Source organism: Streptomyces sp. NPDC047974 (assembly GCF_040653375.1).
GTDB lineage: Bacteria > Actinomycetota > Actinomycetes > Streptomycetales > Streptomycetaceae > Streptomyces.
In genome coordinates, this window is sequence record NZ_JBEZNU010000005.1 from 249,491 (window position 1) to 268,336 (window position 18,846).

10 protein-coding genes are annotated in these 18,846 nt (G+C 76.4%); 9 read left to right on the forward strand and 1 reads right to left on the reverse strand.

Going from position 1 to position 18,846, the window contains the following annotated elements:
- Positions 1-19 precede the first annotated feature (19 nt).
- From AB0E19_RS10525 to AB0E19_RS10535, 3 genes are read left to right on the forward strand one after another with little or no spacing between them, the layout of a single operon-like run.
- Positions 20-1,177 (forward strand): AAA family ATPase, encoded by a 1,158-nt coding sequence (locus AB0E19_RS10525; RefSeq protein ID WP_362176381.1) that lies wholly within the window; start codon positions 20-22, stop codon positions 1,175-1,177.
- The gene (locus AB0E19_RS10530) at positions 1,174-4,725 is read left to right on the forward strand and encodes a DUF5682 family protein (RefSeq protein WP_362176384.1); all 3,552 of its coding nucleotides are present in this window, start codon (positions 1,174-1,176) and stop codon (positions 4,723-4,725) included. Before AB0E19_RS10525 ends, AB0E19_RS10530 begins: the two co-directional genes overlap by 4 nt.
- Entirely contained in the window at positions 4,722-6,623 is a 1,902-nt protein-coding gene (locus tag AB0E19_RS10535) for a hypothetical protein (protein WP_362176387.1), read from the forward strand. Before AB0E19_RS10530 ends, AB0E19_RS10535 begins: the two co-directional genes overlap by 4 nt.
- A 355-nt stretch (positions 6,624-6,978) precedes the next feature.
- Here the strand turns inward: AB0E19_RS10535 and AB0E19_RS10540 are convergent, their stop codons facing one another.
- Positions 6,979-7,647 carry a hypothetical protein gene (locus AB0E19_RS10540; RefSeq protein WP_362176390.1) on the reverse strand — a complete coding sequence of 223 codons (669 nt, stop codon included), beginning with the start codon at positions 7,645-7,647 and terminating at the stop codon, positions 6,979-6,981.
- 233 nt (positions 7,648-7,880) lie between these two features.
- On the opposite strand from AB0E19_RS10540, the gene AB0E19_RS10545 reads away from it, so the two are divergent.
- The 6 genes from AB0E19_RS10545 (at position 7,881) to AB0E19_RS10570 (ending at position 18,817) form a co-directional block, all read left to right on the forward strand.
- Positions 7,881-8,168, forward strand: a complete 288-nt coding sequence (locus AB0E19_RS10545) for a hypothetical protein (RefSeq protein ID WP_362176393.1) — start codon at positions 7,881-7,883, stop codon at positions 8,166-8,168.
- 213 nt (positions 8,169-8,381) lie between these two features.
- Entirely contained in the window at positions 8,382-9,767 is a 1,386-nt protein-coding gene (locus AB0E19_RS10550) for an acyltransferase domain-containing protein (protein WP_362176396.1), read from the forward strand.
- Positions 9,764-15,619, forward strand: a complete 5,856-nt coding sequence (locus tag AB0E19_RS10555; protein ID WP_362176399.1) for an SDR family oxidoreductase — start codon at positions 9,764-9,766, stop codon at positions 15,617-15,619. Before AB0E19_RS10550 ends, AB0E19_RS10555 begins: the two co-directional genes overlap by 4 nt.
- Before the next feature lie 178 nt (positions 15,620-15,797).
- The gene (locus AB0E19_RS10560; RefSeq protein ID WP_362176402.1) at positions 15,798-16,370 is read left to right on the forward strand and encodes a 4'-phosphopantetheinyl transferase superfamily protein; all 573 of its coding nucleotides are present in this window, start codon (positions 15,798-15,800) and stop codon (positions 16,368-16,370) included.
- A complete protein-coding gene (locus tag AB0E19_RS10565; RefSeq protein WP_362176605.1) occupies positions 16,292-17,005 on the forward strand; it encodes an SDR family NAD(P)-dependent oxidoreductase in 714 nt (237 codons plus the stop codon). Before AB0E19_RS10560 ends, AB0E19_RS10565 begins: the two co-directional genes overlap by 79 nt.
- A 333-nt stretch (positions 17,006-17,338) precedes the next feature.
- Positions 17,339-18,817, forward strand: a complete 1,479-nt coding sequence (locus AB0E19_RS10570) for a sugar transferase (RefSeq protein WP_362176405.1) — start codon at positions 17,339-17,341, stop codon at positions 18,815-18,817.
- The last annotated feature ends 29 nt before the right edge of the window (positions 18,818-18,846 follow it).

Sequence of the window (18,846 nt, forward strand, 5' to 3'; positions counted from 1 at the left end):
TCTTCCGAAGGAACCGCGCATGACCGTCACCACCGAACCGTCCGCTCCCGCCCGGCAGGTCCGGCCCGCCGAGGAGCGGTACGCCGCCGAACTCTCCTTCCTGGCCGCACAGGACCCGGGTCCGCGTCCGCCGGGCTGGGCGCTCACCCCGCGGGCCGTCGTCACCTTCGTCTGCGGCAGCGCCGGCGTCGAACTCGTCCTGCCCGAGCGGCGCGAGGGGCTGCCGGCGAAGCTGGAGATCGGCCCGAAGTTCGTCGGCGAGCGGGCGCTCGTGGAGCGCTGCGTCGTGACCCTGGCCGGTGAGCGCGGTCTGCTGCTGACCGGCGAGCCGGGCACCGCCAAGTCGATGCTGTCCGAGCTGCTCGCCGCGGCCGTCTGCGGCACCAGCGCCCTCACCGTCCAGGGCACCGCCGGCACCACCGAGGACGCCTTCCGGTACGGGTGGAACTACGCCCTGCTGCTCGCCCAGGGCCCCACCCCGCAGGCCCTGGTCGACTCCCCCGTGCTGTCCGCCATGCGTACCGGCCGGGTCGTACGGGTCGAGGAGATCACCCGCTGTCTGCCCGAGGTGCAGGACGCGCTCGTGTCGCTGCTGTCGGACCGTCGCCTCACCGTCCCCGAGCTGACCGCCACCGAGGACGCCGTGGTGAGCGCCGCGCCCGGCTTCACCGTGATCGCGACGGCCAACCTCCGGGACCGGGGCGTCTCGGAGATGTCGGCCGCGCTCAAGCGCCGCTTCAACTTCGAGACCGTGGACCCGATCGCGGACGCGGACGCGGAGGCGACGCTGATCCGGCGTCAGGCCGTGGCGGCGGTGCGCCGGGCGGGGGCGGAGTTCTCGGTCGACGACGCCGTCCTGGACGCGCTCGTCACGGTCTTCCGCGATCTGCGTTCGGGCCGGTCGACGGAGGGCTGGGACGTGGAGCGGCCCGGCACGGTGATGTCGACCGCCGAGGCGGTGCAGGTGGCGGCGGCGCTGGGGCTCTCGGCGGCGTACCTGCCCGCCGGGGACGTCCTCGACCTGCTGCCGGGGCACCTCCTCGGCGTCGTCCGCAAGGACGACCCCGCCGACCACGCCCGGCTGCTCGGCTACTGGGACGGGCCGGTGCGCCGCCGCGCGGAGACCGGTTCGGCCATGTGGCGCCGCCTCTGGGACCTGCGCGGGAGCCTGAAGTGACCGTCCCCGACCCGAGGTCGGCCGTCGACGCGCTCGCCGCGTCGCGCGCGCCGTACCTGCTCGGCGTGCGGCACCACAGCCCGGCGCTGGCCGCCGTGGTGCCGGCACTGCTCGACGCGGCGGACGCCGAGGTCGTCTGCGTGGAGCTGCCCGCCGACTTCCAGGCGTGGCTGGGGCACCTCGCCGACCCCGAGACGGTCGCGCCGGTGGCGCTGGCCGGGACGGGCGAGGGCGGGCGGCTGGCGTTCTACCCGTTCGCCGACTTCTCGCCGGAGCTGGCGGCGGTGCGCTGGGCGCGGGCCCGGGGCGCCGAGGTCGTCTGCTGCGACCTGCCCCTCGGCGACCCCGGCTGGTCGGCGGAGCGGGAGCCCGCCGCACCGGCCGGCGCCCGGCGGCGCCTGTTCGCCGACGCGCTGACGGCCGCCGGGACCGGCCGGGACGGCGACGACCTGTGGGACCGCGCCGTCGAGGTGCTGGCCCCCGGGTGCGCGCCCGAGGCGGTGCGGCGGGCCGCGCTCGGCGTGGGCTGGGCGCTGCGCGCCGACGCCGGGGTGCCCGCGACCGACCTGGCCCGTGAGGCCCGGATGCGCCGGGTGATCGCCGAGGCGGGCGCGGGCGGGAGGCGGGTCGCGGCCGTCATCGGCGCGTTCCACGCCCCGGCCCTGCTCGCCGAGGACCCGCAGCCGGACCCGGCCGCGCCGGGCCGCGACGTGGGCTCCGGCCAGGCGGTGGAGGCGGCGGGCGAGGCGACGGTCACCTCGTTCGTTCCGTACTCCTTCGATCTGCTCGACTCGCGGTCGGGCTACCCGGCGGGGATCCGGGATCCCCGGTGGCAGCAGGCGGTGTTCGAGGCGGGCGGTGTGCCGGAACGGCTGCGGGAGGCGGCCGCCGCCGCGCTGACGGGGCTGTGCCGGGAGCTGCGCCGGGCGGGCCACACGGCCGGTACGGGCGAGGCGGCCGAGGCGCTGCGGCTCGCCTGCGACCTGGCGGCGCTGCGCGGGCTGCCCGCGCCGGGGCGCGGGGAGGTCCTGGAGGCCGTCACCACGGTGCTCGGGCAGGGCGAGCCGCTGGGGCGGGGGCGGGCGCTGGCCCGTGCCCTGGAGGCGGTGTTCGTGGGCACGGTGCGGGGACGGCTCACGCCGCACGCGCCGCGCTCCGGGCTCGGCCCGTCCGTGGAGGAGGAGCTGGCGCGGCTCCGGCTGCCGCGTCCGGACGAGCCGGAGCCGCGCGAGGTGCGGCTCGATCCGCTGCGGTCGAAGCTGGACGGGCGCCGTGAGGTGCTGCTCCAGCGGCTGCTCGTCATCGGCGCCTCGTACGGGGAGCCGGTCGCCGTGGCCGCGACCGGGGACGGTACGGCCCTGGGCACCAAGTGGCGTCTGACGTGGACGCCTTCGGTGCCCGCGCGGCTCGATCTGGCGGGGGTGCGCGGGGTGACGGCCGCACAGGCGGCCGCCGGCACGCTGGCCGAGACGGCGCGTCGCGAGGCGGCCGACGGCGGGCCGACGCCGGGGCAGGTGCTCGCCGGGCTCGCCGCGGCCGCCCGCTGCGACCTGCCCGAGCTGGTCGGGGACCGGCTGCGGGAGGCCGCGGAGGTGCTTCCCGAGAGCGCGGGACTCCCGGAACTCCTCGACGCCCTGGACCTGTTGGAGGGTCTGCGGCGCGGTCACTGTCCCGGCACGACGGAGGAGACCCGTACCGCCGCCGGCGCGCTGGCCGGTGAACTGCTCGACGCCGCCGTCCGCGCGCTGCCCGGGCTCGCCGGTAGCGACGCGCCCGCGGACGCCGCCGCCCTGGTGGCGCTCGCCGACCGGGCGGCGGCGCGGCAGCTGGGCCTGCGGATGGACCGGGCGCTGGCCGAGCTCGCCGCGGACGGTTCGCCCCTCGTGCAGGGTGCGGCGCTCGCCGTCCGCGTCCTGGTGGACCTCGACCCGGCCGCCGGGCTCGGGGAGCGGGCCGCCGGGTGGATCGACGGCGCCTCGGGGCCGGACGCCCGCCGTGCGCTGGCGAAGCGGCTGGCCGGGCTGCTCACCGCCGCCGGACCGCTGCTCCAGCTGTCGCCGGACGTCCTCTCCCCGCTCCTGGACCGGGTCGACACGCTGGCCGACCAGGAGTTCCTCGACCGTCTGCCCGCCCTGCGGGGAGGCTTCGACGCGCTGTCCCCGGCGGCCCGCGAGCGGTTGCTGACCACGGTCACCGAGCGGCTCGGGGACCGCCTCGACCTCACCCTGGACGCCCCGGCCGAGCTCCTCGCGCTGTGGGCGGCGGCGGACGCGGCCGGATCGGCCGCGCTCACGTCGCTGGCGCTGCCCGGCCCGGGAGCCGCACCCCGACCGGCGACGGCCGCGGTGGAGACGGCGTCCGCATCGGCGGGGGCCGTCGAGTCGGCTCCCGTACCGGCGGGCGGGGTGCTGCCGGTGCCGGAGCACCGGATCGGGACCGCCGACCGGTGGCGGCTGCTGCTCGGCCGGCACACGGACAGGCTGAGCGGGCGGTCCCGCCGCTACGCCCAGGCGCTGGACGAGCTGTACGGCCACGGGCGCGGCGAGGGTTCCGAAGGGCTCGACGGCGGCGCGGCCGGGCAGGGCGGCGGGCAGGAGGCGTCGTTCCCGACGGCCCGGGAGTGGGCGGAGGAGCTGGAGGCGCTGTTCGGCGCCGACGTCCGTGAGGAGGTCCTCGCGGACGCCGCCGTCGCGGGACGGCACGAGGTGCTGAGCCAACTGGACCCGGCGGCCGTGCGCCCGTCGGTGGAGCTGCTCTCCTCGGTGCTCTCGCTGGCCGGGGGCATGCCGGAGGCCCAGCTCGCGCGGCTGCGGCCGCTGGTGAAGCGGCTGGTCGACGAGTTGTCGAAGGAGCTGGCGACGCGGGTGCGTCCCGCCCTGTCCGGCCTTTCCTCGCCCCGGCCCACCCGGCGGCCCGGGGGCCGCCTCGACCTCGCCCGCACCCTGCGGGCGAACCTGGCGCACACCCGGCGCCTGGACGACGGGCGGGTCGTGGTGGTCCCGGAGCGCCCGGTGTTCGGCACCCGCGCGAACAAGGAGGCGGACTGGCGGCTGATCCTGGTGGTCGACGTCTCCGGCTCGATGGAGGCGTCCGTCGTCTGGTCGGCCCTGACCGCCGCCGTGCTGGGCGGCGTACCGACGCTGTCCACGCACTTCCTGGCGTTCTCCACGCAGGTGGTGGACCTCACCGACCGGGTCGAGGATCCGCTGTCGCTGCTCCTTGAGGTGCGGGTCGGCGGCGGTACGCACATCGCGGCGGGCCTCGCGCACGCCCGTACGCTCATCACCGTGCCCAGCCGCACCCTCGTCGTCGTGGTCAGCGACTTCGAGGAGGGCGCGCCGCTCTCCGGCCTCCTCGGGGAGGTCCGCGCGCTGGCGTCGTCCGGGGCGCACCTGCTCGGCTGCGCCGCGCTCGACGACGCGGGGGCGCCCCGCTACTCGGTGCCGGTGGCGCGCCGACTCGTCGCCGCCGGGATGCCGGTGGCCGCCCTCAGCCCGCTCGCCCTCGCCCGCTGGGTCGGCGACCGCCTCCGTGGAGAAGCCCGTTGAGCACCGCATCCCTGCCGCCCGTCGCCCCCGAGGTCCTCGCCGAGGCCGTCGAGGCGCTGACCGCGCGGCTCCGCAAGAAGCTCGACGCCGCCGTCGCCGAGTGCGCCGGGAAGGCGACGGAGGGAGCCGGCGGCACTGTGCAGGTGCGGTTCGGCGAGGACACCCTCGTCACGCTCGCCCCGGGACCGTCGGGCGCGGTGACGGAGTCCGGGCAGGCGGTGTGCAGCTGTCTTCTGGCGCCGCGCTGTCTGCACCGCGCGGCCGTGCTGGGCGCGGCGCCGATCGCGGACGCGGACGCGTTGCCGCCGGTGGAGGCGCGGGTACCGGAGGCCGCGGCGGAGGTGCCGTCACCGGCCGCCGCCCGGCAGGAGGACGCGCCGCGGTCGGCACCCGCGCCCTCGTCCGGCTCCGCCGCATCCGCTTCCTCCTCCCCCTCCCCCTCCGCCTCCGCCTCCGTAGAGGAAGTCGTGCCGGCCTCCCTCACACCGGCCCAGACCCGTGCCGGGGCGGCCCTCTGGCAGGCCGCGGCCGAGGCCCTCGCCGCCGGGGTCACCGCGGGCGGGACGGTCGTCCAGGCCGAGCTGCTGCGCGCCGCGCACACGGCGCGGCTGGCGGGGCTGCCGCGCGCGGAGGGCGCCGCGCTCAGAGTCGTACGGGGACTGCGGAGCGCTCGTGAGCAGGGCAGAGGGCAGCGGTTGTCGGATCTGACGGCCGCCTTCCGGGAGCTGCTCGCCGGGGCGTTCGCGCTCGCGTCCGGGGTGGCGGAGCCCGGTGCCGTCGGTGGCGCCCGCCGCGCGTACGAGCAGGGCGGCAGCCTGCGTGTGCTCGGGCTGTGCCGCGAGCCGGTGCTCTCCGCGACCGGGTACGGCGGGGTGACCACCCATCTCCTCGGTCCCGAGGGCGCGTTCCACACCGTGTCCGACGTGCGGCCGGGCGGGATCGGTCGGGCCAAGGGCGCCGGGACGGCGTCGGTCGCGCTCGGCGGGGCGGTGCTCGACCACGCCGGGCTCGCGCGCGGCGGGCTGCTGGTCGCGGGCGCGACCGTCTCGGCGGACGGGCGGCTCGGTGCGGGACGGGGCGTCCGCGCGACCCCGGTGCGCGGCGTGGACTGGTCGGAGGAGCCGGTGGCGGCGCTCTTCGCCCGGCCGGTTCGGGAGGCGGTGGCGGCCGCGCTCGCCGCGGGCGCGGAGGCGGACGGCGGTACGGGGCCGGCGCTGCTCGGCTGCGACGTGGAGGTGCTCGGGGCGGCCGAGGACCACCTGGTGGCCCGGGTCCTCGGCGGCGGCCCGCCGGTGCGGCTGCGCGTCGCCCACCCGCACCCGGAGCTCGCCCACACGGCCAACCTGCGGCGGATCGGCGGGTACCCCGGGCTCGTCCTGCGGGTCCTCGGCCGCCCGGACCCGGACCGGGCGGCGACGCTCCGGCCGCTCGCGGTGGCCCCGGTGCCGGGGGCGTCGCACACCCTGCGGCTGCCGGAGGAGTGGCTCGGCCGCGCGGACCTGGGCTACGACCGGCTCCAGGGCGACCACTTCCCCCGCCCCGAGGCGGGGGCGGCGGCGCCCGCACCGGTGCCGGACGGGCCGGATCCGCTGGCCGACGCGCCGCTGTGGCGGGTCCGCAGGCTCCTGGAGGCCGGTGTCGCGGGCGGGCGGCGGGCCGTCGCGGAAGCGGCCCGGGGCGCCGACCGGGCGGCGCTGGCGGTGCCGCTGCGCCGGGCGGGTCTCACCGGGGCCGCCGAGCTCGCCGAGGGCCTGGCCGCCGAGGCCGACCGCAGGCCGCGGGACTCCTTCGGCCGGCTCGTCGACGCCTCCTCCGACGCGTACGCCCGCGCGTGGCTGACGTCCGCGGTCCACCTGGAGGCCGCCGAGCGCGCCCTGGTCCTGGCCTCCTGGTCCTGACCGTGCCGCGCCCTGGGATGCCCGCGTACCGGGTGGGCACCCCGGGGCCGTCGGGTCCGCTTCCAGGGGAAGGTTCGTCGCCTGGCAGGTGGAGGGGGCCACGCGGTGGGCGGGTGGAGACGAGGCCGGGCTCGCGAAGGCCCGGCTCTCAGCCCGGGCTCGCGAAGGCCCGGCTCGGAGCGTCGGCTCGGCGTTCCGTCCGCAGGCTCCGGCCCAGAGGGCCGACTTGCCGGACCGGCCCGGAGGTCCGGCTCGGACGCTCGGCCCAGGGCATCGGCTCATGCCCCCGCCCCGGCGGCCGGCCACGCGGAGTCCTGGCGATCAAGAGCCGAGGGCGAGCGCCTGCGCCCGGCCTTCACCCAGCGGTCGTCACACCCAGATGGGGGGCGAAGTGCTCGGCCACCTGCGCCGCCACAGCATTCGCGTCGAGCGTGCCGTCGACGTCGATCACGCGGATGCCGAGGCGGCGGGCGTTCCGGGCCGCGTCCTCGGCGATCAGTCGGTCACGGGCGACGCGGTTGGCTTGGGCGCGGGCCGGGTCGGTCACGGGGACGTCGAGGGCTCCCGCGCGCGGCAGGGTACGGAGCTGGTGGCGGCGGAAGTCTTCGGTGGGGACCAGGACGACCATGCGCCGGGGTGAGTCGAGCAGCGGCGCGACGAGCTCCGGTCGCAGTCCCCACCCCTCAGCGATCGCCGGCCGGCCGGTGAACAACGCGCGCAGGTCGTCCAACGCCCACTCGAAGCGGACCGGGAAGCCGGCCAGCGTCTCGGAGGCCATCTCCTCCGGGCTCCGCTCCACCCAGACGTGTTCGGGGCTCGGATCTCCCACGGGCTCGCCCAGGGCGATCCGGCGGGCGATCCGGCGATCCTGGTGGCCGCGGGCGTCGTGGTAGTCGTAGTGATAGACCGTCAAGCCGTGCCGCCTGGCGATGATCTCCGCCACGGTGGTCTTGCCGGACCACTGCGCGCCACCGATCCACAGCGCGCGGCGCAGGCTGCCGTGCGGATCCCGGATTCCTGACATGAAGCTCCTCCCGTCGGCCCCGGTGACGAGTGTCCGGGGTCGACGCCGAAAATTGCAGTCTTGATCTCACCGGGTGATCGACGGAGAGTGGAAGGGAGGGGGGACCTTGCCCGACGCTCACCGCCCACCGCCCACCGCCCACCGCTCACCGCTCACCGCTCACCGCCGCCCTCGGTCAGGAAGCGCAGCAGCGCGCCCCGGGTCCGTCCGGCCGGGGATGAAAGGATCGGCGGATGAGCAGCGATCTGGAAGTCAGCGCCCTGGCGATCAACGTCACCATCCCCGAGGCGCTCCGCTGGACGGACACGCGGCGCGGCGAGGCGTTCACCCTGACCACGCTCAACGTCAGGCTCCTCCCGGACGGTCGCCTCGCCGTGAAGGCCTACGGGCGTCCGGTGGCAGGCGGGCGGGGCGCGTACGTGTCGTTCCCGGTCCCCGAGGAGCCCGAGCTGGCGGCGCTGGTCTCCGAGGCCGCCGGGCGCGCCGCGGGGTTGTGGGCGGCGCACCGCGGGCTCGGCTGACCGCCCGGCGGAATTCACACTGGCGTATGACCTGTCGTCGATGTGGGTGGTGACAGGTCATACGAAGCGACGAGAACATCTACGGACGAGGGGAGTGGGTGGGGGGAGCCGGTCCGCCGGACGTCCCCACCCTCTCCCCTCCGTGCCGAGCCTTGCCTTCCTGGCTGTTCCCTCGCGTCTCACGGAGGATCCGCTGTGACGGACTGCGCTGTGATGTTCCCTGGACAAGGTGCCTATCTCCCCGGTGCGCTCGGCCCCTTGGCCGAGGACGAACCACTGATCCACGAGACCCTTCGCGAGCTGGACGCGGCGGCGGCACGCCTCGGCCGGAGCGCGCCCTCGCGGCTGCTGCTCGACGAGCGGGCGCCGTCGCTCGCCGACTTGGCGGCCACGCGCCCCGCCGACCTGCACCTGGCGCTGTTCGCCGCGGAGACTGCCCTCTTCCGGTTGCTGACGGAGCGTCATGACCTGCGGCCGCGCGTCCTGATCGGGCACAGCTTCGGCGAGCTGGTGGCGCTCACGGCCGCCGGTGCGTACGGCCTGGAGGAGGGCATGGCCCTGGTGGCCGCCCGGGACGAGGCGTTCGCCGCGTGCCCGCCCGTCGACGGCGGAATGGTGGCGCTCGCCGTGTCGGTCACCCGGGCCGAAGGGCTGCTGACGGGCCTGGGCGAGTGGGAGGTCACCGTGGCGGCGGACAACAGTCCGCGGCAGTGCGTGGTGTCCGGTCCCTCCGCCGCGCTGGAGCGGGTCAGGGAAGCGGCCGGGAAGCTGGGCATCGACGCCACTCCCCTCAGGGTTCCCTACGCCTTCCACCATCGGACGCTGGCGGCCGTGGCCGCCGACTTCGCCCGACGGGCGGGCGCGTTACGCACCGCTCCTCTCCGGCACGCCGTGCACTCCGCGATCCTGGGTCGCCGGCTCGACGGGCCCGACGAGGTGGCCGATCTGGTCGCCGCCCATCTGGTGCGGCCCACCCGGTTCACCGACGCGGTGCGCCTGCTGTACGCGGACGGGGTCGACGTGTTCGTCGAGTGCGGCCCGCGCGGCGTGCTCAGCGACCTCGTCGCGGCGACGGTGCCGGACGTACGCGTCATCGCGCCGCTGCGCCGGCGGGCGGGCGGTCGGGCCGTGGCCGACGCCCTGGCCGGGGCCCCTGCGAGCGACACGTCGAGGGGCGCCTCGTACGTCAGCTCCCACGTCACCTCGTACGCCACGTCGCAGGTCGCATCGCCGGCCGCGCCGCCGGGCACTCCGAGGGGTTCGGTGCCGGCCGAGCCGCTCGCCGGACCGGCGGAGGAGGAGGGGGGAAGGGACGCGCTCGCCGACCGGGCGGCCGTCGTCGAGACGCTGCGCGCGCTGTACGCCGAGGCGCTCGGGTATCCGCCCGACGTGCTGACCGGGGACGCGGACCTGGAGGCCGACCTGGGCGTCGACTCGATCAAGCAGACGGAACTCTTCGCCCAGGCCGCCGGGCGTTACGGACGGACGCTGCCCGCCGACGGCTCCCGCCTCACCAGCTACACGACGCTCGACGCGCTCGCCGGTCTGCTGAGCACCCTCCCCGCGGTGGACCCGGACGCGAAGGAGGCGCTCGCGTGAGCCGAGAGACCCCTTCCGACATCCCGGCGGCACCCGATCTCCGAGGGAAGGTCGCCGTCGTCACCGGCGGCGGCAAGGGCGTGGGCGCGGCCGTCAGCCGGGAGCTCGCCCGGCGTGGCGCCCATGTCGTCGTCAACCACTTCCACTCCCCCGAGGCGGCCGAGGCCACCGTCGCCGCGATCCTCGACGCCGGGGGCAGCGCCCAGGCGGTACGGGCCAGCGTCGCCAAGCGCGACCAGGTCACCGCCCTGTTCGCGGCGGTCGCCGACGAGCACGGGGGCGTGGACGTGCTCGTCAACAACGCGGCGCGCGGCGTCTTCGCCCGCTACGACGACCTCACCGACACCGAGTGGCAGCGGGCCGTGGACACCAATCTGCACGGGGCCCGCTGGTGCGCCCTGGCGGCCGCGCCGCTCATGGCCGCCCGGGGCGGCGGGGCCATCGTGAACGTGTCGTCCATCGGCGCGGGCCTGGCCATGGACAACTACCTGCTGGTCGGGGTGTGCAAGGCCGCGCTGGAGGCGATGACCCGCTATCTCGCCGCCGATCTCGGGCCTCAGGGCATCCGGGTGAACACCGCCTCCGCCGGTCTCCTGGACAATCCGACGGCCGGGCTGTTCCCCGGCGCGGAGGAGCTGCGGGCGACCTGTCGCACGGCAGCCCCGCTGGGGCGTCTCGGCACCGAGGAGGACCTGGCCCGCTTGGTGGGGTTCCTGGCCTCGCCGCAGTCGCGCTGGATCTCCGGACAGTGTCTGCTGGCGGACGGCGGGCTCTCGGTGGGCCGGGCCATGCTCACGCCCCGGCCTGCGCCCACGGCCGCCGCCGCGCCTCCCGCACCCGCACCCGCTCCCGCCGCACCCACGCCCACGCCCACGCCCACACTCGCCCCCACTCCCGCCCGCCCGGCTCACGTCACCTCCACCGCGTCCACCACCTCCTCCACCTCCACCGGCTCCGCCGCCGCCGAGGACCGGTCCGTCGCCGTCGTCGGCATGGGTCTGGTCGCGCCCGGGGTGGACGGTCCGGACATGCTGTGGCAGCGGCTCGTGGAGGGAGTACCCCGGTTCACCGAGCCCCGGGAACGGTTCGCGCTCGCACACTTCTGGTCGGCGCGGCCCGCCCCGGACCGGACCTACAGCCGGGTCGCCGGATACGTCCGCCCCCTGCCGCCCGACGGCGAGGACTTCCTGACGGCCTGGGCGCACGCCGCTCTCGACCAGTGCGGAGCCTCCGCCCTCGCCTCCGCCGCCGGATCCCGCGCCGCCTGCTTCGTCGGGGCGTGGGCCGAGGGCTCCCAGCACGTCGAGGAGAGCCTGCTCGTGGAGGCCGCCGCGGAGGAACTCGCCGCGCACTGGCCCGGTGGCGGCGACGAGAGCCTCCGCGAGCGCCTGCGCGAGCATCTGCGCGGTCTCCACCCTCGCGCCGGCCGTCTCGCGGACCATCTGCCGGAGGCAGCCGTGCGCCGGGCCGTGGCACGGCTGCTGCCGGCCGACACGCCGGTCCATGTCGTCGACACCGCCTGCTCGTCGTCGCTGTACGCGCTCGACCTGGGGGCACGTTCCCTGCTGGACGGGGAGTGCGAAGTGGCCCTGTGCGGTGGGGTGTTCTCCCTGGGGCCGCGCTACAGCGTGCTCTTCTCGCAGCTGCGGGGGCTGAGCCGCTCGGGCGCGGTGCGGGCGCTCGGCAAGGGCGCGGACGGGGTGCTGTTCTCCGACGGCGCCGGCTTCGTCGCCCTCAAGCGGCTGGACCGGGCCCGGGCGGACGGCGACCGCGTCCTGGGGGTGCTGGCCGGGTTCGGCGCGGCGTCCGACGGGCGCGGCCGCGCCGTCCACGCGCCGCACCACACCGGCCAGGAACGGGCGTTGGCGCGCGCCCGCGCCGTCTCCGGCGTCCCGGCCGAGCGGGTCGAGTGGGTGGTGGCGCACGCCACCGGGACGCCGGTCGGGGACCGGGTGGAACGCGGCGTCGTGCGCGAGCAGCTGCCGCACGCCTGGTGCACGTCCAACAAATCGGTCGTCGGGCACACCGGTTGGACCGCGGGCGTGCTCTCCGTCGTCCACGCCCTCCAGGCGCTGGACCACAGCGTGATCCCACCGCAGTCACCGTACGAGGTCCCCGACGACCCCGCCGACCCCGACGGCGTCGGCGATCCCGTCGGCGCGGCGGCTCCGCGCGTACCGACGACGCCCGTGCCGTGGCCCCGCCCGTCCGGCCGGCCCCGTACGGTCGGCGTGTCCTCGTTCGGGTTCGGCGGCACCAACGCCCACCTCCTCCTCCAGGACCCGCCCCGTCCCGGCGAGTCCGCACCCGCCTCCCTGCCCGCGCCCGTCGACGGCGACCCCGTGGTCGCGGTCGCCTGGTCGGCACACCTCCCGGGCGCGCCCGGCCAGGAGGAGGTGGCGCGCCGCCTGGCGGCCGGCCTTCCGCCCGCCGAGCGGCGCACGTTCGGCAGCGCGTACCCGGCGCCGCCGTTCGACGAGGTGCGCATGCCCTCGCGTACCGTGGAGGCCGTCGACCGCGCCCAGCTGATGGCCCTTCAGGCGGTGGCGAGGCTCACCGCCCCGGACGGCACCCCGTGGTGGGACGGACTCCGGGAGAACTGCGGGGTGTTCGCCGCCCACGCGGGGGTCCCGGCCCGCTCACCCGACGTCACCCTCCGCTGCTATGCGACCTCGCTCGCCGAGACGCTGCGCGGCGACGCCCCTCCGGGGCTGGACCGGGAGGCGTGGGAGCGGGCCGCCGAGGCGATGCTGGCCTCGGTCCGGGCGCGTCCCGCGCCGGGCGAGGACACCCTGGCCGGGTTGATGCCCAACGTGATTCCGGCCCGGGTCGCCGCCGCGCACGATCTGCACGGCCCGACCATGACGCTGGAGACCGGCGACTCCTCCGGCCGCTCCGCGCTGCGGGCCGCCTCCGCGCACCTGCGGCGCGGCGAACTCGACATGGCGCTGGTGATCGGCGTCAACGGCGCCAGCGGGCCGCTCTTCCACCGCGTGTACGGGATCGAGGAGCCCGATCGCCTGGCCGAGGGTGCCTTCACCCTGCTGCTCACCCGGGCCTCCGTGGCGGCCGCGCACGCCTGGCCCGTCATCGCCGAACTCCCTTCTCTGCTCGCAGAGTTGCCGGAGTCCGCATCACCCCGGGGCGGCTGGTCCTATCGTGGCGCCGACGACCTGGTCGACGTCCTGGCCCGGATCGCCACCGCCGCGGCCGACACCCCCGGACCGTCAGCGGTACCGGCCGCCGCGCAGGCCCCGACCCGGCGCCACACCCTGACCTGGGAGCGGCGGGGCCCGTACGCTCCCGGCGTTCGTACGCGTCCCCTCCCGTCCCGCACCCTGCTCATCGCCGGCGCCCGGCACGCCGGGAGCCTCGCCCCCTCGGTGCGGGCGTCCGGTGGCGGCGTCCGTCTGGTGACGCCGGAGGCCGGCCGGGATCCGCAGGCCGTCGTCGACGCGGTGCTCGCCGAGTCCCCGGAAGGATTCGCGCACCTGCGGGTCGTCGCCGACCTGCACACGGCTCCGGAGTGGCCCGCCCCGCCACCCGCCGAGGTGACGGCCCTCCAGGAGGCCGCGTTCTGGGCCGTACGGCAGCTCCGCGACCGCCTCGTGGCCGGCGGGACCTGCGGGGTGGCCGTCATGGCGCCGTTCGCCGACGGGCATCCGCCGCCCCACGCCCACCTGTTCACCGGCTTCGTGAAGTCCCTCGCGTGGGAGCTGGACGGCTGCACGGTACGCGCCGTGGTCGGCGACACCGACACGGCGGCCGGCGCGCTCGCCGCGCTGGAGGACGAGCTGGCGCGGCACGCCGACGGCCTGCCCGTCGTACGCCACCACGGCGGGGCGCGCCACGTCCAGCGGCTCACCGAGGACGCACCGCCCCCGCCCGAAGGCGAGCTGCCCCTCGCGCCGGGTGCCGTGGTCGTGGCGACGGGCGGAGCGCGGGGCATCACGGCGGCGTGTCTGCTGGGTCTGGCCCGCGTGACGCCCCTCCGCGTCCACCTCGTGGGGTCCAGCCGGCTCGCCGACCTCCCGGAGGCGCTGCTCGACGCGACGGAGGAGGAGCTGCCCGCCGCCCGCGCCCGGTACATCGGCGAGGAGCGCGAGCTCCGGCCGCGGCGGACGGTGCGCGAGATCAACGCCTCGTTCGACCGGCTGCTGCACGCCAGGGAGTCGGCCCTGACCCTGCGCGGGCTGCGGGAACTGTGCGGCGCGGAACACGTCCACTTCCACACCTGCGACCTCACCGACGCCAAGGCCGTCCACGCCCTCGCCGAGACCGTCCGGGGCCGCGAGGGCCGCGTCGACCTTCTGGTCAACGGCGCGGGCCTGCACCATCCCGGAGACATCGTCCGCAAGACGCTGGCCGGCATGCGGCGCGTCCGTGACGTCAAGCTGTACGGCCACCACCATCTGCGGTCCGCGTTCACCGGCGCCCTCGCCCCGCGCCTGTGGTGCAACTTCGGGTCCGTCACCGGGGTCGCGGGCCTGCCGGGCGAGAGCGACTACTCCCCGGCGAACGACTTCCTGTCCGGGGCCGCCCAGGCCGGACCTCCCGGCGAGTACACGATCGCCTGGACCGTGTGGGACGAGACCGGGCTCGGCTCCGGGGCGCTCGTCCAGTCCTACACCGCCCGCACCGACCGTCTGTCCCGGATGACCACGGCGGAGGGCGTCGGCCACTTCCTGTCGGAGCTGCGCCGCCGTCCCCGGTGCCAGGACCGGCTGGTCACCTTCGTCGGCGAGGCCGAACACCGTTCCTTCGCCCGCCACTTCCCCGGCCTCCTGACGCCGAACCGACCGGCCGCCCCCGGCTCCGGTGCCACGCCGGGTCCAGCCGCCCTCCGGAGCCCCGCACCGACCCCGAGCCCCGCCGCCTCCCCGCTGCCCGCACCGAGCCCGATCCCCGGCGCCGCCGCCGTTCCGGGGCTGCTGCCGGAGCCGTCCGAGCGCCGTGACGCCCCCAGGGGCGAGCGGGCGACCTGGCACCTCGCCCTCGGTCTCGACACCCACGGCTTCCTGCGCGACCACCTCGTCGACGGGCGGCCCACCGTGCCCGGTGTCCTGCTCGCCGACCTCGCCGTGCAGGCCGCCCGCGTCCTTGCCCCGGGCCTGCCGGTCCGCAGCGTGGACGACCTCGTGTTCAGCGCCTGGGTCCGGGCCCGCGCCGACGGCCGGCCCGCCCGCTTCCGCGTCGACGCGCGCCGCACCGACGCCGGCGACACCCGCGCCGTCGCCGTCGCCGTCACCGTCCGCTCCGCCGTCCTCGCTCCGGACGGCCGCGCCCTGGCCCGGGACCGGGAGCACTTCCGCGCCACGGTCCACCTCGGCGGCACACCCCTCGTACCGCACCCCCACGGCCCCGCCGGCCCCTCGCCGCAACCGGTCGACGACCCCTACTACTCCCCGGCGTCACCGGTCCTGCTCAGGGGCGCCTTCCGTGCCACCGAGGACTGCGGCACCGGCCCGCTGGCCACCACCTCGCGCTGGCGCCCGGACGTCCGGGCGCTCGCCCGACTGCCCCGGCTCGGCACCCCCTGCACCCTGCTCGACAGCCTCGCCCGCACTCCGGCCCTCCGGCCGGCCGCCGACGGGCGCCTCCCCGTCCCCGTCCCGCACTCCATCGAACGGATCGCGCTCTACGCGCCGGGGGACGACCACACCCTCGTCGCGGCCCATCCCGGCGGCCTCCGGCTCCACCACTCCCCCGCCACCGCGCTCTGCACGGCGTCCACCGAAGACGGGCGCGTGGTCGCCCAGATCACCGGAATGCGCGCCACCGTGCTCGCCCACCTTCCCGCACCGGCCGCCTCCGCCCACCGGGACTCCCGTGACGCGTCTGCCTCCACCTGACCCCCGGTCCCGCGCACTCGCCGGCGGGGTGGATCTCTGGTGGCACATCGGGCGGGCTCCGGCGATCCGGGGCCACGGCCGAGCCCTGCTCGGCCACGCGCTCGCCGCCGGTCCCCACCGCCGCGACCGGGATCGTCACCGGGACCGGGACCCCGACCCCGGCCTTCCCCCTCCCCTCGTGCTCACGGCGGCCCACAGCGGCCCGGTGACGGTCGCCGCCCTCGCCCCCACCTCCCCCCACCACCCCATGGCGATCGGCATCGACGTCGAGCATCTGCCCGCCCTCCCCTCCGCCGCGCTCCTGAACCTCGCCCTGCGCCCCGCCGAACGCGCCGCCCTGGCCGAGCGACCCGCCCCCGACCGGCTCGCCGCCTTCCTGGCGGTGTGGACGGCGAAGGAGGCGGTCGCGAAGGCCCTCGGCTGGCCGCTGCCGCGGGCGCTGGCGGACGTGGAGATCGCCCTGCTCCCCCGGCCGGCCGTGGTCCGCCTCGGCACGGACCTCGCCCCGCGCGGCTGGCGGCTGGTGCCGCTCCGGCTGCCCGGCGCACCGCACACCGTCACCCTCGCCCTCGCCCTCCGGCATCGGCACCCCGCACCAGAACGGGAGAACCCATGGACCTCACCGGCAGGACCGCGCTCGTCACCGGCGGCACCCGGGGCATCGGACTGGCCATCGCCCGGACCCTCCACCACCACGGCGCCCAGGTCGTCGTCACCGGCCGCGACGAGGGACACGGCCGGCGGGCCCTGACCGCGCTCGACGCGGGCGACGACGTCACCTTCTGCCTCGCGGACGCCACCCGCCGGTCCGACGCGGAACGGGCCGTCGACACCGTCGTGGAGCGCTACGGCCACCTCGACGTCGTCGTCAACAACGTCGGCGGAGCGACCGACTTCGCCACCGTCGCCGACATCACGGACGAGGTCTGGCACCGCACCCTCGCGCTCAACCTCGACACCGCCCTCTACACGACCCGCCACGCCCTGACCCACCTGGTCCCCCAGCGCTCCGGGCGCATCGTGACCATCTCCTCCATGGAGGGGCGCGACCCCGACCCCGGCCTGTGCGCCTACGCGGCGGCCAAGCACGCGCTCATCGGCCTGACCCGGGTGCTGGCCAAGGAGGTGGGTCCGCACGGCATCACCGCGAACTGCGTCTGCCCCGGCGCCGTCGAGACCGACTGGGTCACCGAGCAGGGCCCGAAGGCGGCGCGCGTCCTGGGCACCGACTACGCGGGCCTGATCCGCCACTTCACCGGCAGGACCTCGACCGGCCGCCTCACCCGGCCGGAGGAGGTCGCGGCCGCGGTCCTCCTCCTCGCCTCCCCGCCGGGCTCCGGCATCACCGGGGCCTGCATCCCGGTGGACGGAGGAACGACGGTCTGACGTTCCCTCGCATCGGTAACTCCCTTCACACAGAGCCCTGTTGGGGCGATCGCGTGATGCGCCTGTGGCCCTTGGGACGCACGGGAAAGCGCGGCCTCACGGGGCACGTGTGTAATCGGTGGACAACGGCTCAAACCTTACGCACAAATTGCACACACCCTCTCTCCAACCCGGTTGCGCATGCTCTAGATTGACCATGCTTCAGCTGATCGCGCCCGACCCGCGCGATCAGTTCTCGCGAACCTGTTTGCCATACGGGGACGGTGGGGGGCCTCTCCGGGCTGAGGAACAGTGCAGGGCGAGCGCGTCGACCACTGGGACCTGGGGGGTTCTGTGCGGCAAGGGGGATTACTCAGCCCGTTTCCGTCTGCGCGTGAGCGCCTGGCGAACGGGCAGATCAGTCGAACGTCGATGGACTGGGAGCAGCGGTACCGCCGTACCGTGATCGCCAGCGACATGGTGGCCACCGCGCTCGTGGTGGGCACGATAGGGGACTTCTTCGGGGCCAGGGACGCGGCCGACTGGCACGAGAAGTGGGGGATTCTGGCCTTCGGCACCGAGCTTCTGGTGCTGGGGGCGCTCGCGGTGAGCCGGGCGTGGGCTCCGGCGGTGCTCGGGCAGGGGGCCGAGGAGTTCCGGCGGCTCGGGCGTTCGCTGTTCATGGCGACCGTGGCCCTGGCGCTGGGCGGGATCGCCCTGACCTCGCGCAACATCAAACTGTGGATCTTCGTCGCGATCCCCGCGATCGCGCTGGTCACGATGACGGCGCGGTATCTGCTGCGGCTGTGGCTGCACAAGCAGCGGAAGGAGGGGCGGTGCCTGCGGCCGGTGCTCGCCGCCGGGAGCATGGCGACCGTACGCGACCTGATCATCCGGACCCGGAAGTTGCCGCACCTCGGGTGGCGGGTGGACGCGGTGTGCACGACGGACGGGCTCGGGCCCGACGGCGGCCGGCTGGACGGGGTACCGGTCGTGGGCCGGCTCGCGGACGTCGCCGACCAGGTGCACCGCGACGGCTTCCGGGTCGTCGCGGTCACCCCGGACCCGCACTGGTCGCCGGGCCGGCTGCGGCGGCTGGCGTGGAACCTGGAGGGCAGCGACGCCGAGATGGTGGTGGCCCCGGTGCTGATGGAGGTGGCCGGGCCGCGGCTGCACGTGGACGCGGTGCTCGGGATACCGCTGCTGCGGGTCAGCATGCCGGCGTTCACCGGGGGCCGCCGGGCCGTCAAGGAGGTCGTCGACCGGCTGGGCGCGGCGCTGCTCCTGGTGCTCCTCGCCCCGCTGATGCTGGTCGTCGGACTGCTCGTCCTGGTGGACAGCCGGGGCGGGGTGCTCTACCGGCAGCGCAGGGTCGGCAAGGACGGCCGGGAGTTCATGATCCTGAAGTTCCGGACCATGGTCGCCGGTGCCGACCGGGCGCGCGAGGAGCTGGCGGGGCGGAACGAGGGCGCGGGGCTGCTGTTCAAGATGCGCCGGGACCCGCGGGTGACGCGGGTGGGCGCGGTGCTGCGCCGGTACTCGATCGACGAGCTGCCGCAGCTCGTCAACGTGCTCGCCGGGTCGATGTCGCTGGTGGGCCCGCGGCCTCCGCTGCCGGAGGAGTCCGCCGCGTACAGCCCGGACATCCGGCGGAGGCTGCTGGTGAAGCCCGGGCTGACCGGGCTGTGGCAGATCAGCGGGCGCAGTGACCTGTCGTGGGAGGAGGCCGTCCGGCTCGACCTGCGGTACGTGGAGGACTGGTCGCTCGCGCTGGACACGGTGATCCTCTGGAAGACCTTCCGCGCGGTGATACACGGTCAGGGTGCGTACTGATACGGGGAGTCGGAGCTTTCGTTCGCCGG